This is a genomic window from Novosphingobium oxfordense (assembly GCF_044029435.1).
GTDB lineage: Bacteria > Pseudomonadota > Alphaproteobacteria > Sphingomonadales > Sphingomonadaceae > Novosphingobium.
In genome coordinates, this window is sequence record NZ_CP147005.1 from 1,505,554 (window position 1) to 1,526,400 (window position 20,847).

Consider the following 20,847-nt stretch of genomic DNA (forward strand, 5'->3'; position numbering starts at 1 on the left):
CCCCCTGTTGAGATCAAAATGCCGAGGTGATGCCGAACTCGGCAGCCACGCGGCGGTAGTCGTAGATTTCGATGGTGGAACGGTTTCGCTCCCACCTGAGGCGCACCAGCGGCGCGAAGGTACCGACGTGGAGCGCGCGCAAGGTCGCCGCGATACTGGCCGAGTAGCGGTCTTCCATCCGACGTTTCGGGTAGAGGAACAGCCGCTCGTCCGCTTCCAGACGGCTGTAGCCCACCGTGCCCACCAGCGTCGTGCGGCCCAGTTCGCGGAACAGATACGCAGAGAGGCCCCCGCTCGTGAGCGAATAGCCCGGATCACGCACCGCCTCACGGAATCCGTAGACTTGCAGCCCGCCGCCGAATCGTGCCGAAAACGCCCGATCCAGGCTGGTCGACAAGGTGTAATCCCAGCCGGTCTGCAAGGCATTGCGGCGATTGTCGACATGGCTGGCACCGCCTTCGACGCGCACCTGCCCCCGCTTGCCCATCGGGTGCTGGATTGCGGCACTGCCGCCAAGGCTCAGCGAATAGGGATCGAGCCCATACCAACGCCAGGTCGGCCCGGCCGAAAGGGTCACCAGATCGCTACCCGAGGTGAACTGCGGTCCGGTCTGCAATGCCAGCGAGATGTCGTCGAAGCGGCTATCCTTGTAGAGTGTCGCGCTCGTCGAAACGCGCGTCATCAGTTCCGCGCCCTTCGATATTCCGAGACGGAAATAGCCCTGTCCGCGCAAATCTACGCCCAGGCCCGACTTTGCCTGGGCATCATCGTCGAGCGTGAAGTCGCCGATCACGGTGCCCAGCTTGTCGCCTCGCGTCGCACGGTTGATGTTGCTGTCCGGCGCGAGCGCGAATTCGATTGAGCCGCCGAACGGCTTTTTCGCAGTCAACGCCCGGCTGTAGAAGCGCACCAATTGCTCTACTTCGGGCGGCAGCCCGGAAGCTTCGGCCGCGCGCAGCTCGCGCCGAGCGGCGGCAAGGTTGCCCATTTGCGCCTGCATGCGCGCCAATTCGAGGCGCACGCGCGCCGCCCCGGGCTTGTCGTCGAGAATGCGGCGTAGTTCGAGCGCAGCGTCGGAGTAGCGGTGCAACTGGTCGCCCAGCATCAGGGCGAGCCGGAAGCGCGCCTCCGTACGGATTTCGAGATCGCGGTCTTGCGTAAGCGCGCGATAGGCCGCTTCAGCCGTCGCCAAATCGCCGCGCGCACGCGCGTTGTCGGCCAGCGTGAAGACCTGGGCTGCCGAAAGATTGCTCGCGGCGGCTTGTTGCCCTGAAAGCCTCGCAACAGACTGTCCGGAAGACGGCGGCGCGACTGTCCCCCGCTCCGCCGTTTCCAAAGTCGTCTCTTGCGCACTCGCACCGGCAGCGAGGCCCGCCAAGACCGTCGCAGCCAACCAATGATGAATCGAAATGTCACACCCCCGTTTCCCGGGGGCTTATGAACAAGCCCAAGCACTTGTCCAGCAGCAGAAACGCTTTTTAACTCCACTTCCGATGCGACGACATCAGCCGCTTTTTGCCCGCGTAGCGGGGGCGCATCAGCGCATTTTCAAACGCGCAATCAGGCCAGTTCCTGCTCCGCATAAAGATCGGCTTCCTTGCCGATCAGGATGTCGGCCAGGAACCAGTAAGCCTCTCCCCAAGCGGCCAGCACTTCGTCGGTCGCCGCTTCGCCCAGCACATCGCGGATCGCGGGGAGCAGCGCATCAGCCACCAACGGATAGTGTTCGGCCTTCACCCCGGTATCGACATGGCGCCGCACCATGCGCGCAACGGCGCCGGTCAGGTTCTGCAGCTTGTCCACGTTCTGCGCATAGCCAAGGATCGCGGCGGCAAGGCGCCGCGGCTGTTCGCCCGATGCCTGCGCGGCCTGATCGAACATCGCGCGCACCTCCTCATTCTGGAACAGGCGCTGATACATGCGCGTCGTGATCTCTACGCCGTGTTGCTGGAGCGCGGGCGCAATCGCCTTGATCGTGGCGATGGTCTGTTCGCTGAGCGGAGCGGCCATTTCGATTCGTCCTCTAAATGATGCAAACTGGATGCATCTATACGCGCTCGCAAAAAGATGTAAATAGATAGCATCATTTATCCGGAGACCGCGATTGCGCCTGACCGCGCACACCGATTACGCCTTGCGCATCCTGCTCCACGCCGCCGTCGATCCCGACCGGCTGTTCTCGATCGCGCAAGTGGCTGAGGCGCATGGCATCTCGCGCAACCACGCGATGAAAGTCGTGAACCTGCTGGGCAATTCCGGCCTGCTGGAAACCGTGCGTGGACGCAGCGGCGGCTTCCGCCTTGGCCGGCCCGCCAGCGCAATCACGCTTGGCGAAGTCGTGCGGCTTACCGAACCGAACCTTCAGCCAGCCGATTGCGAAAACTGCCTGCTGCGCAATGCCTGTGGGCTTACGGCGTTGCTGCGCAAGGCGATGGGTGCATTCCTGGCCGAGCTCGATGCACAAACGCTGGCCGATGCGGCCGCGGGCACCCGGCTTCCACTACCGTTTCCAGAGCACGCCTGATCGCGCCGGAGTTGCGCGCCGACGGGAACCATGCCCCGCTTCGAACGTTGCTCGCAACGAGAGGAGATGGATCCATGAACATCGGCGCAGAACTTCCCTATCGCCGCAGCCGCTTTGCGCGCCGCACGGGCTCGCTGATCTTCGATCGCCAGCTTGAGGATCGCGTGCGCCAGCATGCCGAAGGGCAGGACGAACCCATGCAGATCTGGTCGAACGGTCGCTTCCGGTCGAACTGACCGGGCCGGAAATCCCCCCGCCGGCAACATAGCCGCTACAGGTGGCGTATCGCGACCGTCGAGGCGCCGGGGCGCAACATGCTTGCGCCCCGGCGTCATAGCACTTGGCGATCAGGAAAGCCCCAAAGCCACCTTCCGCAATCTGTCATAAATCGCCGCCTCTGTGCTTGCCAGTGGCGGATTTCTGCGCTTCAAACGGCCCACCGACCACTCGCGGCAGCCGTGCCGATGCCGTGGGGCGGCTGCCAACAGGCCAGCGTCCCATCGTTTCCACGCACGTTTTCGGACTGTCGCCGTCAGGAGAAATGACCGATGAAGACCCGGCTTATGGCCGCCGCCGCCCCATTCGTACTCGGCGCCGGCCTGCTTGGAGGCATGCCTATGACTGCTCTTGCCAAGGATGCGCCGAAGGCCGCCGCAACGGCCTATACCGGGCCCCTCGCCCAGCCGAGCACCCTGCCCTTCAACGCGCCGGACTTCAGCAAGTATAAGGACAGCGACTGGCAGCCCGCGATCGAGGCTGGCATCGCCATGAAGCGCGCCGAGATCAAGGCCATCGCATCGAACAAGGCCAAGCCGACTTTCGAGAATACGCTGGTCGCCATGGAACACGCGGGCAGCATGTACGACCGCGTCTACAACGTGTTCAGCCAGCTCACCTCGGCCAATACCAATGACGTGCTGGATGCCGCGGACACCGCGCTCAGCCCGCAGATTTCCGCGCTCAACGACGACATCTACCTTGACGACGCCCTGTTCGCCCGCGTGAAGGCCGTGCACGACAGCGCCGAGGGCAAGGCGCTGACCGGCGAAGACGCGATGCTGCTCTCCACCACTTACGAGAAGTTCGTCAATCGCGGCGCACTGCTCTCGGCCGAGCAGAAGGTGGAGCTAAAGAAGCTCAACCTTGAGATCGCCACGCTCGAAACCAAGTTCTCGCAGACGCTGACCGCCGGCACGGCCGCCCATGCCGTGGTGTTCGACAATGCCGCCGAACTGAAGGGCATGAGCGACGCCGCCATCGCCGAAGCAGCGAAGCGCGCCGCAGGCCAGGGCAAGCCGGGCAAGTACCTGATCCCGCTGCTCAACTTCACGCAGCAGCCGGCGCTGACGGAGCTTCAGAACCGCGACAGCCGCAAGAAGGTGTTCGAAGCCAGCATCAACCGCACCAGCTCGGGCGATCAGTACGACACCACCGGCATCGTCAGCCAGATCGCGGTGGCGCGCGCCAAGAAGGCGCAACTGCTGGGCAAGCCTGATTTCGCCACGCTCAACATGTACAACCAGATGATCACCTCGCCCAAGCAGGCGATGGACTTCATGAAGGGCTTCGTCCCCGCCCTGCGCGCCACGCAGGATCGTGAGACTGGCCTGCTTGCCACGGCCGCCAAGGCAGACGGCATGACCGACGCGCTTCAGCCCTGGGACTGGAGCTACTATGCGGAGAAGGTTCGCAAGGCGAAGTACGACCTCGACGAAGCGGCGATCAAGCCCTACTTCGAAGTGTGGAACGTGCTGGAAAACGGCGTGTTCTACGCTGCCACGCAGACCTACGGCATCACCTTCAAGCGCCGCATGGACCTTTCGGGCTATCACCCGACGATGCGCGTCTACGAAGTGTTCGACAAGGACGGCTCTTCGCTGGCGCTGTTCTACTATGATCCTTTCGCTCGCCCCAACAAGAAGGGCGGCGCATGGATGAACAACTTCGTCGACCAGTCGTACATCAACGGCACAAAGCCGGTGATCGTCAACACGCTCAACATCGACCCACCGGCCGAAGGCCAGCCGCCGCTTGCCACCTGGGACAACGTGACGACGATGTTCCACGAATTCGGCCACGCGCTGCACGGCTTCTTCGCCAGCCAGAAGTACCCCTCGCTCTCCGGCACCAGCACCGCGCGGGACTTCGTGGAGTTCCCCAGCCAGTTCAACGAGAACTTCGCCACCGTGCCGCAAGTGCTCAACAACTTTGCCAAGCACTACCAGACCGGCGCGCCGCTGCCGGCAGGCCTGCTCGACAAGATCCAGGCGGCTGGCAAGTTCAACCAGAGCCTTGGCCTGGGCGAAACGCTGACCTCCGCCATGCTCGACATGCGCTGGCACACGCTGAGCCCTGAAGCGGCCGCGCAGCCGCCGATGGCGTTCGAAGCGAAGGCGCTGGCCGAAACCGGCCTGCGCACCGACCTGATCCCGCCGCGCTACAAGACGCCGTACTTCCGCCATATCTGGGACAACGGCTATGCGGCTGGCTACTACGCCTATATCTGGACCGAAGTTCTGGCGCATGACGGCTGGGCATGGGTCGAAAAGAACGGCGGCATGACGCGTGCGAACGGCGATCACATCCGTGCCAGCTTCCTGGGCCAGGGCCATTCCAAGGACTTCGCGCAGATGTACCGCGACTTCACCGGCCACGATCCCAGCGTCGAGCCGATGCTGGAAGCGCGCGGGTTGACCCAAGCGGGCAAGTAACAGCCGTCACAACGACGTTGGAGAACGGGCAGGTTTATCCTGCCCGTTTTTCGTTTGGGGGGATGAGATCGGACCAGTGCCGCGCAAGTCTGCCGCGTTCGGGCCGCGCGTGCGGCAAGGCCAGTGTCGTTCGGATGTAAACGTTGCGGTCCTGCGGGGACGGGACTCGGTGGCGACGCCGCCCCCGCAACCCGTGTACTCCGTCAGGCAACGACCGAAGCCGTTGCCGCGCAAGCAGCCGGGTCAGCGCCTTTCCCTTCGGGGTGGGGGGATGGGCAAGGCGCATGGATCACATTTCACCCCTGCCGTAACGGCCTGGGCTTAGCATGACGGCGTGCATCCGGACTGTCGAACCCGTTGGGCACAAAACCCCCACCGCCCGAAAATCATGCACCCGTAACGTCTCGGCAGCCGATAGGGGGGCGTTTGCACTTATGCAAGCGTTGCAACGGGAAAGACGATGGTGAGCGCTTGCGGACCGTCGCGTTCGTCACTCTTTCACTCTTTCCCGTCACATCGTACCGCATCGGGACATGCCTCAGCACAACGATGCGCGGCGCGGCCCGATGCGCTAGGCGCCGGCGTGGCGCCTTTCGACGCCTGGGATTGTTCGTGACCGATTTCGCCTCCACTGCCGAAATACCTGCCTCGGAGCCGCGTCCGCGCGACTTCGCCGGCAACTTCGTGCGTGGCGGACGTCGCCATGCCCGGCAGCGGACTCGCCGTCGCTGGGCCATCGGCGCAAGCGTGCTGGCAGCGGTCGCCCTGCCGGCCTTTGCCGAGCCGGGCAGTTGGCACCCCTTCACGGTCGGCGATGCGGACGCGGCGACCGAAACGGTGCTGCCCATGCCCTTCGAGCGCAAAGGGGAGAGCTTCCCCGGCTCGGCCTATTACTATCTGCAGGCAGATCCCGCGGTGGACGTTACGCCGGCGACCGACGATGCCTTTGCAGATAATTCCGGCAACGATCCCTTCGGACCTGTCGCCCAGCCGTTCCGCTTCACCGGCTCGATCCTTGACCGTGCGCGGGCGCAGCAGTGCATGACGATGGCGATCTACTACGAAGCAGCTACCGAGCCTGACGCCGGCCAGCGCGCCGTGGCCCAGGTCGTGCTGAACCGCGTTGCCCATCCGGCCTACCCGAAAACCGTCTGCGGCGTGGTTTTCGAAGGATCGGAACGCCCCACGGGCTGCCAGTTTACGTTCGCCTGCGATGGATCGCTGGCCCGCGCTCCGCAGCGCTTCTTCTGGGATCGTGCCGCCGCCGTCGCGCGTGCAGCCCTTGCCGGATATGTCTATGCGCCGGTCGGGCTGGCGACGCATTATCACACGATCCAGATCAATCCCTACTGGGCGCCCAGCCTGCACTACCTCACCACGATCGGCGCGCACCGGTTCTACAGCTTTGCCGGAACGGCAGGCGCACCCGCGTCATTCCGCCTCGCCTATCTGGGCGGCGAGCCTTCCCCCGCGCCGCGCCCCCGCGATCTTTCCGCCGCAACCGCCATGGCCGACGCCGCCCTCGATCCCGTGGCCCTGCAGCGGGCATTCTCTGCGCCTGCCGCACGTGCCGCCACGACGGGAAGCGAACCCACACCTGTTAGCGCCGCATCCGCGCCGCAATATGCGGAAGAGGTGCGCGCACGCGGCGGCGACGATCTCTACCGCACCCGTGGTTTGCCCGAAGCCCAAGGCATCCGTCCCGAATATGCCAATTCCGGCAAATGGATAGCCGCGCCGGGAACCTGAATCCGCGCGTTTGGCCTGCCACGGCATAACGTCAACCCTCTGGCAACCATAGCCCCTCACGAAGACTTAGCGGCCTGCATGGCAGACAATACCCTGCGACAACGACAAAAGGGCCCGCAACAATGACCATTCGCTTTTCCGCGGCGCGAGGCGGGACGACACCAGCGGTCATGCGGATGCTATGTTGCTGGGCCCCCTTGGACGCGGTCAACGACAATGGCCTTCGGGAACACCGCACATCCCCACTCCTTCCCTCCGCCGCCAACCAGAACGGCCATGACGAGCGCATGCTGACCGAAGCCCTGCGCCACTTTGCCGTCTACGGCCTTTCCGCAGCCCGTCACGCCCGCGCCAATGCGGAGGCCGCACGCCTTTCCGGCGATGACAAGGCTTGCGAGTGGTGGATCGCCGTGTGCCGCCAGCTCGACCGGCGGATGGCTGAAGCCTTCGAACGTCGCATGGCCCGCCCCGGCTGACCCACCGAAGTTGATCCACCGGGGCTGATCCTCCGGAACAGGCGTTGGCGATCCGAAGGGCGTGACCTTGACGGGCCACGCCCTTTCGTCGTTCGGCAACAGCCCATCCAAAGTCACTTCACGACCATGCGCCTTTCCAGCGCGCCGACTCGCTTTCCACCTTCTTGCCACTGCCACATGACTGCGGGAGATTTGCGCCGTTGCAGGCCATTCATGAGCTTGCGAATAGTGCGGTCGCGATTGCGCCGAATGGTTGGCCGGAGACGATTCCGGACGCAGAATCCCCTACTTCCAACCCGTCTATTGCAATTGCGAACTATTATCATTAATTTCTGCACCCTCCCGCCTTTCTGCGGCGGTTTCCCGGTTGCAATGTCGGATTGAGGGGCGTACGGCGCCCTTCGTCAACACCGGCACCTGCCTTTAGCGGGACACAGCAGGAGCCATTTCGTCCGAAGCGCCCGCCTTGTGGGAAGGACAAGCAGCAACATGGCTCGTAAGAAGATTGCCCTTATCGGCGCCGGCAACATCGGCGGCACTCTCGCGCACCTCGCCGCGCAGAAGGAACTGGGCGACATCGTCCTGTTCGACGTCGCCGAAGGCCTGCCGCAGGGCAAGGCGCTTGATCTGTCGCAGTGCGGCCCCGTCGAAGGTTTCGACGCCAAGATCACCGGCACCAACGACTATGCAGACATCGCAGGCGCCGACGTGATCATCGTCACCGCCGGTGTCGCCCGCAAGCCCGGCATGAGCCGCGACGACCTGCTCGGCATCAACCTGAAGGTGATGAAGTCGGTCGGCGAAGGCATCGCCGCCAACGCACCCGACGCTTTCGTGATCTGCATCACCAACCCGCTCGACGCGATGGTCTGGGCGCTGCGCGAATTCTCGGGCCTGCCCCACAACAAGGTCGTCGGCATGGCCGGCGTGCTGGACTCGGCCCGCTTCTCGACCTTCCTGGCTTGGGAATTCGGCGTTTCGGTCCGCGACGTGACCTCGTTCGTGCTCGGCGGCCACGGTGACACCATGGTGCCGGTGGTCGAATACTCGACCGTCAAGGGCATCCCGGTTCCCGACCTCATCAAGATGGGCAAGTCCACGCAGGAGCGCATCGACGCCATCGTGAAGCGCACCGCCAACGGCGGCGGCGAAGTCGTTGCCCTGCTCAAGACCGGCTCGGCCTTCTATGCACCGGCCGCTTCGGCGATCGCCATGGCTGAATCGTATCTGGGCGACCAGAAGCGCGTCCTGCCTTGCGCCGCGCACCTCGAAGGCCAGTATGGCGTCGACAACCTCTACGTCGGCGTGCCCGTCGTGATCGGTGCCGGTGGTGTCGAGCAGGTGATCGAGATCGAACTGAACGAGCAGGCGAAGGCCGGCCTTCAGGTTTCGATCGACGCGGTCAAGGAACTGCTGGTTGCCTGCAAGGCGATCGACGGCTCGCTCGCCTGATCTAATTAAACCGGCCCCGCCTGCCCCCGACGATGTGTTTCGAGGGGGTTGGCGGGGTTACGGCTTACCGGGCCGTTGATTTTACGACTTGGACGGTTGCACTTCGCGGAATTTGCGCCATGGCGCTTCCCAAGCCGGAATCGGCCCACCCCAGGAACAGGAATTAGGATTTCCCTATGTCCATTCTCGTCGACAAGAACACCAAGGTCATTACCCAGGGTATGACCGGTGCCACCGGCACCTTCCACACCGAGCAGGCCCTTGCGTATGGCACGCAGATGGTCGCCGGCGTGACCCCGGGCAAGGGCGGCACGACCCACATCGGTCTGCCGAACTACAACACCGTTGCCGAAGCCAAGGCCGCTACCGGCGCCTCGGCCACCTGCATCTACGTTCCGCCGCCGTTCGCTGCCGACTCGATCCTCGAGGCGATCGACGCCGAGATGGAACTGATCGTCGCGATCACCGAGGGTATCCCGGTTCTCGACATGGTCCGCGTGAAGCGCGCCCTCTCGGGCTCGAAGTCGCGCCTGATCGGCCCGAACTGCCCCGGCGTTCTGACCCCCGGCGAATGCAAGATCGGCATCATGCCCGGCAGCATCTTCGCCAAGGGTTCGGTGGGCGTTGTTTCGCGCTCGGGCACGCTTACCTATGAAGCGGTGTTCCAGACCACCAACGCGGGCCTCGGCCAGACCACGGCCGTCGGCATCGGCGGTGACCCGGTCAACGGCACCAACTTCATCGACGTCCTGGAACTGTTCCTGGCCGACGAAGCGACCAAGTCGATCATCATGATCGGCGAAATCGGCGGCAGCGCCGAAGAAGAAGCGGCTCAGTTCCTCAAGGACGAAGCCAAGCGCGGCCGCAAGAAGCCCATGGTCGGCTTCATCGCCGGTCGTACGGCTCCTCCGGGCCGTCGCATGGGCCACGCCGGCGCGATCGTCTCGGGCGGCCAGGGCGGCGCCGAGGACAAGATCGCGGCGATGGAAGAAGCGGGCATCCGCGTCTCGCCCTCGCCCTCGCTCCTGGGCGAGACGCTGGTCGAGGTTCTCAAGGAACTGGCGTAAACCAGTTTTGCCCGTGGCGGTGGTTTGCCGCCGCCACGGGTCTATAAATAACCGGTGCGCTTCTGACGCCGGACGATTTGCGAAGGCACGGGACCTCTCCCCGAATCCCCGGCTTCGCGCAGACTATGCTCGGTAGCGCCGGGAATCCCCTCCCGACGCCACATGAAGGTGATTCCCATGGGCGACGAGAGTTTCGACTTCACCCCCGACCAGCCGCTTGACGGCCCGCAGGCCGGACCCAGCTGGCAGCGCAAGAACTGGCCCCTGGTGGGCGCCGAGTTCGAGGACAATCTTACGCAGGGCCTCGACCCCAGCGCGCTGAAGGTCCAGATCGAGAAGGCGGCCGCCAAGGGTGGCCAGAAGATCGACCAGTCCCGCATAGACGAAGCGGCGGCAGACGCCATCCGCGCCATGATGCTGATCCGCACATATCGCGTGCGCGGTCACCTGGCGGCGGACCTGGACCCGCTTGGTCTGAACCAGCGTCAGCTTCCCGCTGACCTGACCCCCGAATACCACGGCTTCGTGGGCGCGGCGCAGGACCGTCCGGTCTATGTCGGCGGCGCCCTGGGCCTTGAGTGGACGACCGTTCGCGAGATCGTGCAGATCCTGCGCGCCAACTACTGCGGCAAGGTCGGCCTCGAATACATGCACATCTCCGATGTCGAGGAACGCCGCTTCCTCCAGGAGCGCATGGAAGGCGCCGACAAGGAGATCGAGTTCACCGTAGAAGGCAAGAAGGCGATCCTTCAGGCCGTCGTCCGCGGTGAGCAGTACGAAAAGTTCCTCGGCAAGAAGTACGTCGGCACGAAGCGCTTCGGCCTCGACGGCGGCGAAGCCATGATCCCGGCACTGGAAGCCGTGATCAAGTACGGCGGCACGCTGGGCGTGAAGGAAATCGTGTATGGCATGGCCCACCGTGGCCGCCTGAACGTGCTCGCGAACGTCCTCGCCAAGCCCTACAAGGTCATCTTCCACGAATTCTCGGGCGGCACCGCCAACCCGGAAGACGTCGGCGGTTCGGGCGACGTGAAGTACCACCTCGGCACGTCTGCCGACCGTGAGTTCGACGGCATCAAGGTCCACATGAGCCTGATGCCCAACCCGTCGCACCTCGAAACCGTCGATCCGGTCGTGCTCGGCAAGGTCCGCGCCTACCAGACGATCGCGGACGACATCGGCGACGACGTCGGCCCCGGCGCCAAGCACAAGCAAGTGCTGCCAGTCCTCATCCACGGTGACGCGGCCTTTGCCGGCCAGGGCATCATCTGGGAGTGCTTCGGCCTCTCGGGCGTGAAGGGCTACAACACCGGCGGTTGCATCCACTTCATCATCAACAACCAGATCGGCTTCACGACGAGCCCGCAGTTCGCGCGCAACTCGCCGTATCCGTCGGACGTAGCGAAGGGCGTTCAGGCCCCGATCCTGCACGTCAACGGCGACGATCCGGCTGCGGTGACTTTCGCGTGCAAGCTGGCGATCGACTATCGCCAGACCTTCGGCCGCGACATCGTGATCGACATGTGGTGCTACCGCCGCTTCGGCCACAACGAAGGCGACGAGCCTGGCTTCACGCAGCCGCTGATGTACGCGCAGATCCGCCAGCACCCGCCTGTCAGCCAGATCTATGCTGAGCGTCTGAAGAAGGAAGGCGTCATCGACGACGCATTCCTACCGCAGACCGAAGCCGCGTTCACACAGCACCTTGAAGAGCAGTTCGAGGCGGCCAAGACCTACAAGGCCAACCAGGCCGACTGGTTCGCCGGCCAGTGGAGCGGCTTCCACAAGCCTGCCGATCCGGAAACCGCGCGCCGCAACGTCGAAACCGGCATCGAGAACAAGCTGTTCGACAGCCTGGGCCGCGTGCTGACCACGGTTCCCGAGGACCTGACCGTCCACAAGACCCTGGCCCGCGTGATCGCCGCCAAGGAAGAGATGTTCAAGTCGGCCGACGGCTTCGACTGGGCCACGGCGGAAGCACTCGCTTTCGGCAGCCTCGTCACCGAAGGCTACAGCGTGCGCCTGTCCGGCCAGGACTGCGAACGCGGCACCTTCTCGCAGCGTCACGCCGTCTGGGTCGACCAGAAGGACGAGCACAAGTACACCCCGCTCAAGACCCTGCCCCACGGCAGCTTCGAGGTTCTGAACTCGACGCTTTCGGAATATGGTGTGCTTGGCTTCGAGTACGGTTACGCCAGTGCCGATCCGAAGACGCTGGTGCTCTGGGAAGCGCAGTTCGGCGATTTCGCCAACGGCGCGCAGATCATCATCGACCAGTACGTCGCCTCGGCCGAGTCCAAGTGGCTGCGCGCCAACGGCCTCGTCATGCTGCTGCCCCATGGCTACGAAGGCCAGGGTCCGGAGCACTCGTCGGCCCGTCTGGAACGTTACCTGCAGCTCTGCGCACAGGATAACATCCAGGTCTGCAACATCACGACGCCCGCGAACTACTTCCACGTCCTGCGCCGTCAAATGCACCGTCCGTTCCGCAAGCCTCTGATCATCATGACGCCGAAGTCGCTTCTGCGTCATCCGTTGGCCAAGTCGCCGGCTTCGGAATTCCTCGGTGACGGCCACTTCCGCCGCTTGCTCTCGGACCCCAACGCCGCGAGCGACGAGGCGACGAAGAAGGTCATCCTGTGCTCGGGCAAGGTCTTCTACGACATCCTCGAAGCACGCGATGCCGCCGAGATCGACGACACCCAGATCATCCGCATGGAACAGCTCTATCCCTTCCCGGGCGAGCCGCTGGCCAAGCGCCTGTCGCGCATGCCGAACCTGGAAGAGATCGTCTGGTGCCAGGAAGAACCGCAGAACAACGGTTCCTGGTTCTTCGTCGAATCGCAGATCGAAGCTGCCGCCAAGGAAGCCGGCGTTGCCCAGCCCCGCCCGCGTTACGCCGGCCGCAACGCCTCGGCCTCCCCGGCCACCGGCCTTGCCAAGCGCCACGTGGCCGAACAGGCCGCGCTGGTTGCCGACGCCCTGCACCTCTCCGTCCGTTCCGAACTCCGCCGCAAGCAGAAGGCTTGAGATAAATCATGACCACCGAAGTCAAGGTCCCCGTCCTTGGGGAATCCGTCGCCGAGGCCACCATCGGCCAGTGGCTGAAGCAGCCCGGCGAAGCGGTTGCCGCTGACGAACCCATTGCCAGCCTGGAGACCGACAAGGTCGCCATCGACGTCATGGCGCCACACGCCGGCGTCATGGGCCAGCAGCTTGCCAAGGAAGGCGACACCGTCGTCGTCGGCGCGCTGATCGCCACGATCGAAGCCGGTTCGGGTGCCGCTGCGGCTCCCGCAGCCGCTCCGGCCGCTGCCGCCCCCGCTCCGGCCCCGGCAGCCGCCGCCGTCGCACCCGCCCCGGCTGCCGCCGCAGACGACGCTTCGGCCGGTTCCTCGGTATTGTCGCCGGCCGTGCGCCGCGCGGTTCTGGAGCACGGCATCGACCCGGCCACCATCAAGGGCACCGGTAAGGACGGCCGCATCACCAAGGACGACGTCCTTGAAGCGGCCAAGAACAAGCCGGCTTCGGCGCCTGTAGCAGCTTCGGTTGCCGCAGCTCCCGCCGCCCGCAACGAAGAACGCGTCAAGATGACGCGCCTTCGCCAGACGATCGCCAAGCGCCTGAAGTCCGCGCAGGACAACGCCGCACTACTCACCACCTTCAACGACGTCGACATGTCGGCCGTCATCGAAGCGCGCGAGAAGTACAAGGACGTGTTCCAGAAGAAGCACGGCATCAAGCTGGGCTTCATGTCGTTCTTCGCCAAGGCTTCGGTCCTGGCGCTGAAGGACATCCCGGCCGTCAACGCGCAGATCGACGGTGACGAGATCGTCTACCACGACTACGTCGACATCTCGATCGCCGTCTCGGCCCCGAATGGCCTGGTCGTTCCGGTCGTGAAGGACTGCGACAAGCTGGGCTTCGCCGGCATCGAGAAGGCCATTGCCGACTTCGGCAAGAAGGCCAAGGAAGGCACGCTGACCATGGCCGACATGGCCGGCGGCACCTTCACCATCTCGAACGGCGGCGTGTTCGGTGGTCTGATGTCGACCCCGATCATCAACCCGCCGCAGTCGGCCGTGCTGGGCCTGCACCGCATTGAGGACCGTCCGGTCGTGCGCAACGGCGAGATCGTGATCCGCCCGATGATGTACATCGCGCTGTCCTACGATCACCGCATCATCGACGGTCGCGAAGCGGTTACCGCGCTCAAGACCATCAAGGAAGCGATCGAGGATCCCACGCGTCTCCTCATCGACCTCTGATCCGAAATACCCCGTCCGCCCCGATCTGGTCGGGCGGGGTTTTCACTTTAGATGTAATGACTATTTTCCGCTCGTGGCTGATTTGTGCGAAGCACGAGCGTACGGAGGCCTGAACAATGGCTGATTACGATTACGACGTCCTTGTCATCGGTGCCGGCCCTGGCGGCTATGTCGCAGCGATCCGCGCCGCGCAGCTCGGTCTGAAGACCGCCTGCGCCGAAGGCCGTGAAACGCTGGGCGGCACCTGCCTCAACGTCGGCTGCATCCCCTCGAAGGCCCTTCTCCACGCTTCGGAATACTTCGAAGCGGCGAAGGAAGGCGGCTCGATGGCCAAGATGGGCATCAAGGTCACCCCCGAACTGGACCTCGACACCATGCAGGGCCAGCGCCTTGACGCGGTGAAGGGCCTGACCGGCGGCATCGAATTCCTGTTCAAGAAGAACAAGATCGACTGGCTGAAGGGCTACGCCCAGTTCAAGGACGCGCACAGCGTCGAAGTGGCCGGCAAGACCGTGACCGCCAAGAACATCGTGATCGCCACCGGTTCGTCGGTAACCCCGCTTCCGGGCGTCGAGATCGACAACGCCGGCGGCGTTGTGGTCGATTCGACCGGCGCGCTGGAACTGGCTTCGGTTCCCAAGAAGATGGTCGTCATCGGTGGCGGCGTGATCGGCCTTGAACTCGGTTCGGTCTGGCGTCGCCTCGGCGCGGAAGTCACCGTCGTCGAATTCCTCGACCAGCTGCTTCCGGGCATGGACCTCGACGTCCGCAAGGAAGCCGCCAAGATCTTCAAGAAGCAGGGCATGACGCTCAAGCTCTCGACCAAGGTCACCGGCGTTGCCGTTGAAGGCAAGGCTGCCAAGGTCACTGTCGAGCCTGCCGCTGGCGGTGCCGCCGAAACGATCGATGCCGACGTCGTGCTCGTCGCCATCGGCCGCAAGCCGAACACCGACGGCCTTGGCCTCGGCAACATCGGCCTCGAACTCAACCAGCGCGGCCAGATCGAAACCGACCATGACTTCGCCACCAAGGTGGACGGCGTCTGGGCCATTGGCGACGTGATCCCCGGCCCGATGCTTGCCCACAAGGCCGAGGACGAAGGCATCGCCGTTGCCGAGAACATCGCGGGCCTCACCGGCATCGTGAACCACGACGTGATCCCGGGCGTGGTCTACACGCAGCCGGAAATCGCCGGCGTCGGCCTGACCGAAGAAGCCGCCAAGGCTCGCGGCGCGGTGAAGGTCGGCAAGTTCCCGATGCTCGCCAACTCGCGCGCCAAGACCAACCACGAGCCCGACGGCTTCGTGAAGGTGATCGCGGACGCCGAGACCGACCGCGTGCTCGGCGTGTGGTGCATCGCATCGGTCGCCGGCACGATGATCGCCCAGGCCGCGCAGGCCATGGAATTCGGCGCGACCTCGGAAGACATCGCCTACACCTGCCACGCACACCCGACCCACTCGGAAGCGATCAAGGAAGCGGCCATGGCCGTGCAGGGCAAGCCGATCCACATCTGATCGGCTCCTTCCTGGAGGCATAGAAAAGGCCGGTGGCGCTCGATGCGCCACCGGCCTTTTTCTTTTGGGCTGGGGACGGTTCAACTCTGCAGATCGTACTGCTTCAGCAGATCGTAAAGCGTCGGCCGGCTGATCCCCAGCATCTTGGCAGTGCTGGAAATATTGCCCTCGCTACGCGCCAGGGCATGACGGATCACCTTGCGATCGGCCTGCTCGCGCGCGGTCTTCAGATTGAGCGCATTGGCCACCTGCTCGTCCGGCTCGGCAAGGTCGAGGTCGATCGCGCAGACCAGTTTCTCGTCGGCCATGATCACCGCACGCTTCACGCGGTTCTCCAGTTCGCGCACGTTACCCGGCCATTGCCAGGCATCGATCGCCGCCAGTGCATCGGCGGAAAATCCACGCACGCGCGGATTCATTTCCTTGGCATAGCGGTTGAGGAACGCCTTCGCGAGCAAGGTCGCATCGCCCGGCCGCTCGGCCAGACTGGGGATTTTCACCACGATTTCCGCCAAGCGATAGAACAGATCCTCACGGAACCGGCCATCGGCGATCATCGCCTCAAGGTCCTGATGGGTTGCACAGACAATTCGCGTGTCGACGGGAATCGACTCGCGAGATCCCACGCGCTCGATCACACGCTCCTGAAGGAAACGGAGCAGCTTCACCTGAAGCTGGAGCGGAATGTCGCCCACTTCGTCGAGGAACAGCGTGCCGCCGCCGGCCTGCTCGATCTTGCCGGGCGTGGTCTTCACTGCGCCGGTGAAAGCCCCCTTCTCGTGTCCGAACAGTTCGCTTTCAAGGAGGTTCTCCGGGATCGCGGCGCAGTTGATCGCCACGAACTCACCCTTGGCGCGCCCGCTCGCCTCATGCAGCCCGCGCGCCAGCAGTTCCTTGCCGGTTCCCGATGCACCCAACAGCATGACCGAGACATTGGTGTTCGCCACGCGCTCGATTGTCCGGGCCACGCGCACCATTTCCGGCGCAGCGGTAATCATCCGGCCGAGCACCTTATCGTCCTTCTCCACCTTGGAAGCGAGGCGTCGGTTCTCATCCTCAAGCCGGTGAAGCTGCAGCGCGCGGCGCACGATCAGCCCCAGCGCATCGATATCGACCGGCTTCTTGTAGAAGTCGTAAGCGCCGCGCGCGATCGCGTGGAGCGCGGATTCGCGCGCGCCGTGGCCGGATGCGACGATCACCTTGGTATCGGGCTTCAGCGCCATGATCTCGTCCAGCACGGCGAAGCCTTCGGTCACGCCGTCGGGATCGGGCGGCAGGCCAAGGTCCAGCGTCACCACATCGGGCATTTCCGAACGCAGCAGCGCCATGGCCTGCGCCCGGTCGCCTGCGATCAGCACCTCGAAATCCTCGTAAGCCCACTTCAGCTGGGCCTGAAGCCCGGCATCGTCCTCTACGACAAGCAGCTTGGGCAGCGCCTTGGAAGCATCGGTCATTTCAGGCTACTTTCTGATCCTTGGCGGCAAGTGTCTGGTAAAAATCGGTGGCAGCGGCGAGCGGGATGCGCACGATAAAGCGCGATCCCAGCCCTTCGCGCGATTCCACTTCGAGCCGGCCGCGCATCGCCCGCACCAGCTCGCGCGCTTCGAAGGCGCCGATGCCGAAACCACCGCTCTTGGTGGAAACGAACGGCTTGAACAGGCGATTGCGCACGAATTCGGCCGACATGCCGCAACCGGAATCAAGCACTTCGAACCGTGCGTTCAGACCGTCGCTTACCAGCGAGAGGAACACCGGACTGTCCGCCGCACTGGCGTCGAGCGCGTTCTGAAGAAGGTGTACAAGCACCTGCTCCAGCGAGTGGCGATTGGCGGTGACCATGACGTCCAGCGTCTCTGCCAGCACCACTTGCGGGTTGCCGTGGAACCGGTCGATCACCCCGCGCGCCACGTCGCTGGCGGGAACCGGCTCCAGCTTGTCCACCGCACCATTCCCATAGCGTGAGAGGCGCGCCAGCAACGCGTTGAGCTTGTCGGACGAGTTGCGCAGCGTCACCAGCATGTCCGCCCGGAACTCGGGCTTGTCGGCATGAAGTTCGGCGTTGCGCGCCAGCAGGCTGAACTGGCTCGCAAGGTTCTTGATGTCGTGCATCACGAAGGCGATGCGGCGATGGAAATCCTCGAACCGGCTCGATTCCGCCAGCGCTTCCTGGCTGGAATTCTCGGCAAGATAGCTCGCTAACTGCTGCCCGATCACGCGCAGCAGGTCGAAATCCTCCCAATCGAACTTGCGCGAAAGCTGCGGTCGGGCCAGCACGACCATGCCCACAAGCCGCTCGTAGTGGACCAGTGGCACCAGGGCCCATGCCCGCTGCTCGGCCAGAAGCCACGCAGGCACTTCCACTTCGTAACCCGCCGCCATCACGCCGGCGCGCTGTTCGTCAAGATCGGCGATGAAGGCGTTGCTCTCGAACGGCGTCAGCGCTCGCAATGGGTAGGCCGTGGCCGGAACCTCGATATCCCGCCAGTTCCAGCGCGCGGCCAGGGTCAAGTCGCCCTGATCGCCCGGCGTCAGCAAAAGCCCTGCCGAACTGCCGGTGACGTCCGCCACCGACTGGACCACGCGCTCGCCCAGCGGCAGCGCCTGCTCGCCGCCGCTGCCGATGGTGCGGGTGAAGCGCAGCCATTCCTCGCGATAGTCGTAGCGATGCTGGAAGAAGTGCTTGGTCATCGTCACTTTCAGCCAGCCCCGCACCCGGCGCGACGGCAGCACGACCAGCGCGAAAGCGCTTGCAAGCGTGAGGAAGGCCAATTCGATCAGCCGCGCGAAATCGCCACCGGCATAGGCCAGCCACTGAGCCACCGCGACCATCGCGACCAGATAGAAGCCGATCACCAGCAGCGAAAACGTCTGGAATGTCACGGCCCGCGAAGGACGCAGGCGCAGTTCGTCACGATTGCGCGAACCGCCGATCGCGAAGCAGGCCGCCAGCGCCAGCGTGGCTATTCCCCGCAATGCGCCGATCTCCACCGGCCAGACGCTGCCAAGATAGGCGATCGTGTAAAGATTGAGGTCGAAGGCCCAAAGCACCGCCAGCCCGGCCGCCGGCCAGCGCAAGGCGCTCCGCACGTCTCGCGGCGCACCGGCGTAAAGGTTGTGAACCAGTACCAGCCCGCCGATCGCCACCAGCAGGCGGAACATCACCGTGAAGTCGAAAGCCTCCCGCAACATGTGCGGATCGAAGCCGAAGCGGGACAGGCCAAGATTGACGGCCAGATGCAGCAACTCGACGAAGACCAACGCGTAGATCACCGGACGGATCGGTGCCAGGCTGGCGTGCCGGCCGTCGCTGGCGAACAAGGCGTAGACCGCCATGAGCCAGCCAAGATTGCGCGCGCTTTCCGCGAACGAGCCGATCAGCACATTGCCGGATGCGACGGAGGCCACCGCCCATATGGCAGTCAGAAACAGGGCAGCCACGATCGGCACGCCCGCCCGGGCGAAGCGCCCGCGCCGCGGCCAGAGCCAGAAGGCAAGGCTGGCAACGGCAATCGCGCCGGCAAGGTTGAGCGCCGTGCCGACGCTGGACCACAGAATGGCGGCCTGTCCTTCCATCACCGTGCCCCCTCGCTCCACAGGACCACTCGCAGCGTCTGGAGAATGATGAGGAAGTCCAGGAAAGGCGTGTAGTTCTTGGCGTAGTAGAGATCGTATTCCAGCTTGTGCCGCGAATCCTCGATCGAGGCGCCATAGGGATAATTGATCTGTGCCCAGCCGGTGATGCCGGGTTTCACCATGTGCCGTTCGGCATAGTAGCGCAGTTGCTCTTCCAGATCGGCGACGAATTGCGGCCGTTCCGGACGCGGGCCGACGAAGCTCATCTCCCCCTTCAGCACGCTCCATGCTTGCGGAAGTTCATCGATCCGCACCTTTCGAATGAAACGCCCGACACGGGTGATGCGCGGATCGTCCTTTTCCGCCCACTGCGCGCCCGCAGCTTCGGCATCGATGCGCATCGAGCGCAGCTTGACGACATCGAACGGCTCACCGAACAGGCCGACGCGCGACTGGCGGTAAAAGGCCGGCCCGCGGCTGTCGATCTTCACGATCAGCGCGAACAGCAGGATTACCGGCGCAGTCAGCACCAGCAGCAGCGCGCTGGCGCAGATATCGAAAAGGCGCTTGGCCACGCTCGACACCATCCGGCCCGACGAAAAGCCGTCGGAAAAGATCAGCCAACTGGGATTGACGGTATCGAGATCGACACGCCCGGTTTCGCGTTCGAGGAAACTGGAAAATTCGTTGACGTGAACGCCGGTGGTCTTGATCCGCAGAAGATCCTTCAGCGGCAAGGCATTGCGCCGCTCCTCCAACGCCAGCACAACCTCGCTCACGCCAAGGTTGGTGACGAAGCGCGTCAGATCGTGGATCGCATTGCGCGATATCGCCTCCTCCACCACGGGCGCCGCCTCGCTCATGCCGATGTAGCCGACGATCCCGAAGCCGCTCTCCGGCCGTTCGGCAAGGTCGCGCAGGCGCTGGGCCCGATGGCCCGCGCCCAGCACAAGTACCCGGCGGCGGAAAGCGGAGGTTCCAAGAAACCCGCCGAGCACCAGGCGATTGGCCATCAGCAGCACGATCGCCAGCGCCATCGAATAGGCCAGCGTCGAACGCCAGAAGTGCTGTCCGGCGACGAGGAAATCGACGAAGGACAGCGCGATGATCCCCAGCGACACCGCCACCAGCAAGCGCGCGGCGGCAAATCGCATCGATCGCAAGGCGTCCGCCCCGTAAACGCCGACCGCGATCATCGCGAGCACGATCACCGCCGAAAACGCCGCATGAACGCCGATTCGTCCCGCCAGATCGCCCGCTTCCATGCCGATCTGCTCTGCGCGCAGCCGCCAGGAAACCTCGTTGGCTGCGGCCAGGAGCACCACGTCGACGAGCCAGAGCAGCACGACCGCGTGGGGTATGTAGTGTTTGAAAAGGCGAATCATCGTCGCGGGGGCGCCATCTTGCGGGCCGGGTGCGGCCTTGGCCCAGTCTAGGAAAAATGGGTAAACTGTCGGTAAATCTGACAAGAGCGTTTACCGTACAACGCCCCTGTTTTCAGGACAATCCA

The 20,847-nt window shown here is 64.3% G+C and carries 15 protein-coding genes; 10 read left to right on the forward strand and 5 right to left on the reverse strand.

Annotation, left to right across the window (positions count from 1 at the left end):
• Nucleotides 1-13: 13 nt before the first annotated feature.
• Together WBP07_RS06960 and WBP07_RS06965 are read right to left on the reverse strand one after the other, a co-directional pair.
• Nucleotides 14-1,393: a surface lipoprotein assembly modifier gene (locus tag WBP07_RS06960; protein WP_395395085.1), complete on the reverse strand. Its 1,380-nt coding sequence runs from the start codon at nt 1,391-1,393 to the stop codon at nt 14-16.
• 167 nt (nt 1,394-1,560) lie between these two features.
• A complete protein-coding gene (locus WBP07_RS06965) occupies nt 1,561-2,010 on the reverse strand; it encodes a globin domain-containing protein (protein ID WP_395395086.1) in 450 nt (149 codons plus the stop codon).
• 94 nt (nt 2,011-2,104) lie between these two features.
• Between WBP07_RS06965 and WBP07_RS06970 the strand changes: the two genes are divergently transcribed.
• From WBP07_RS06970 to lpdA, 10 genes are all read left to right on the forward strand, one after another.
• Entirely contained in the window at nt 2,105-2,524 is a 420-nt protein-coding gene (locus tag WBP07_RS06970) for an Rrf2 family transcriptional regulator (protein WP_395395087.1), read from the forward strand.
• Between the two features lie 74 nt (nt 2,525-2,598).
• Entirely contained in the window at nt 2,599-2,760 is a 162-nt protein-coding gene (locus tag WBP07_RS06975) for a hypothetical protein (RefSeq protein ID WP_395395088.1), read from the forward strand.
• A 312-nt stretch (nt 2,761-3,072) separates the two neighbouring features.
• A complete protein-coding gene (locus WBP07_RS06980; protein WP_395395089.1) occupies nt 3,073-5,235 on the forward strand; it encodes a M3 family metallopeptidase in 2,163 nt (720 codons plus the stop codon).
• A gap of 612 nt (nt 5,236-5,847) precedes the next feature.
• A complete protein-coding gene (locus tag WBP07_RS06985; protein ID WP_395395091.1) occupies nt 5,848-6,984 on the forward strand; it encodes a cell wall hydrolase in 1,137 nt (378 codons plus the stop codon).
• 170 nt (nt 6,985-7,154) lie between these two features.
• Complete coding sequence (locus WBP07_RS06990) at nt 7,155-7,460, forward strand: hypothetical protein (protein ID WP_395395093.1); 306 nt, start codon at nt 7,155-7,157, stop codon at nt 7,458-7,460.
• Between the two features lie 489 nt (nt 7,461-7,949).
• Complete coding sequence (gene mdh, locus WBP07_RS06995; RefSeq protein ID WP_395395094.1) at nt 7,950-8,912, forward strand: malate dehydrogenase; 963 nt, start codon at nt 7,950-7,952, stop codon at nt 8,910-8,912.
• Between the two features lie 176 nt (nt 8,913-9,088).
• Entirely contained in the window at nt 9,089-9,979 is an 891-nt protein-coding gene (sucD, locus tag WBP07_RS07000) for a succinate--CoA ligase subunit alpha (RefSeq protein WP_395395095.1), read from the forward strand.
• Nucleotides 9,980-10,156: 177 nt separating this feature from the next.
• Nucleotides 10,157-13,009: a 2-oxoglutarate dehydrogenase E1 component gene (locus tag WBP07_RS07005; RefSeq protein ID WP_395395745.1), complete on the forward strand. Its 2,853-nt coding sequence runs from the start codon at nt 10,157-10,159 to the stop codon at nt 13,007-13,009.
• A gap of 8 nt (nt 13,010-13,017) precedes the next feature.
• On the forward strand, nt 13,018-14,247 hold the full coding sequence (gene odhB, locus WBP07_RS07010) for a 2-oxoglutarate dehydrogenase complex dihydrolipoyllysine-residue succinyltransferase (protein WP_395395096.1): 1,230 nt from the start codon (nt 13,018-13,020) through the stop codon (nt 14,245-14,247).
• Nucleotides 14,248-14,363: 116 nt separating this feature from the next.
• Nucleotides 14,364-15,764 (forward strand): dihydrolipoyl dehydrogenase, encoded by a 1,401-nt coding sequence (gene lpdA, locus WBP07_RS07015; protein WP_395395098.1) that lies wholly within the window; start codon nt 14,364-14,366, stop codon nt 15,762-15,764.
• 80 nt (nt 15,765-15,844) lie between these two features.
• On the opposite strand, the gene prsR is transcribed toward lpdA, so the two are convergent.
• The 3 genes from prsR to WBP07_RS07030 are packed head-to-tail and all read right to left on the reverse strand — an operon-like array spanning nt 15,845 to nt 20,722.
• The gene (prsR, locus tag WBP07_RS07020; protein ID WP_395395100.1) at nt 15,845-17,218 is read right to left on the reverse strand and encodes a PEP-CTERM-box response regulator transcription factor; all 1,374 of its coding nucleotides are present in this window, start codon (nt 17,216-17,218) and stop codon (nt 15,845-15,847) included.
• 1 nt (nt 17,219) lies between these two features.
• Complete coding sequence (gene prsK / locus WBP07_RS07025) at nt 17,220-19,337, reverse strand: XrtA/PEP-CTERM system histidine kinase PrsK (RefSeq protein ID WP_395395101.1); 2,118 nt, start codon at nt 19,335-19,337, stop codon at nt 17,220-17,222.
• On the reverse strand, nt 19,337-20,722 hold the full coding sequence (locus WBP07_RS07030) for a TIGR03013 family XrtA/PEP-CTERM system glycosyltransferase (protein ID WP_395395102.1): 1,386 nt from the start codon (nt 20,720-20,722) through the stop codon (nt 19,337-19,339). Before WBP07_RS07030 ends, prsK begins: the two co-directional genes overlap by 1 nt.
• Between the last annotated feature and the right edge of the window lie 125 nt (nt 20,723-20,847).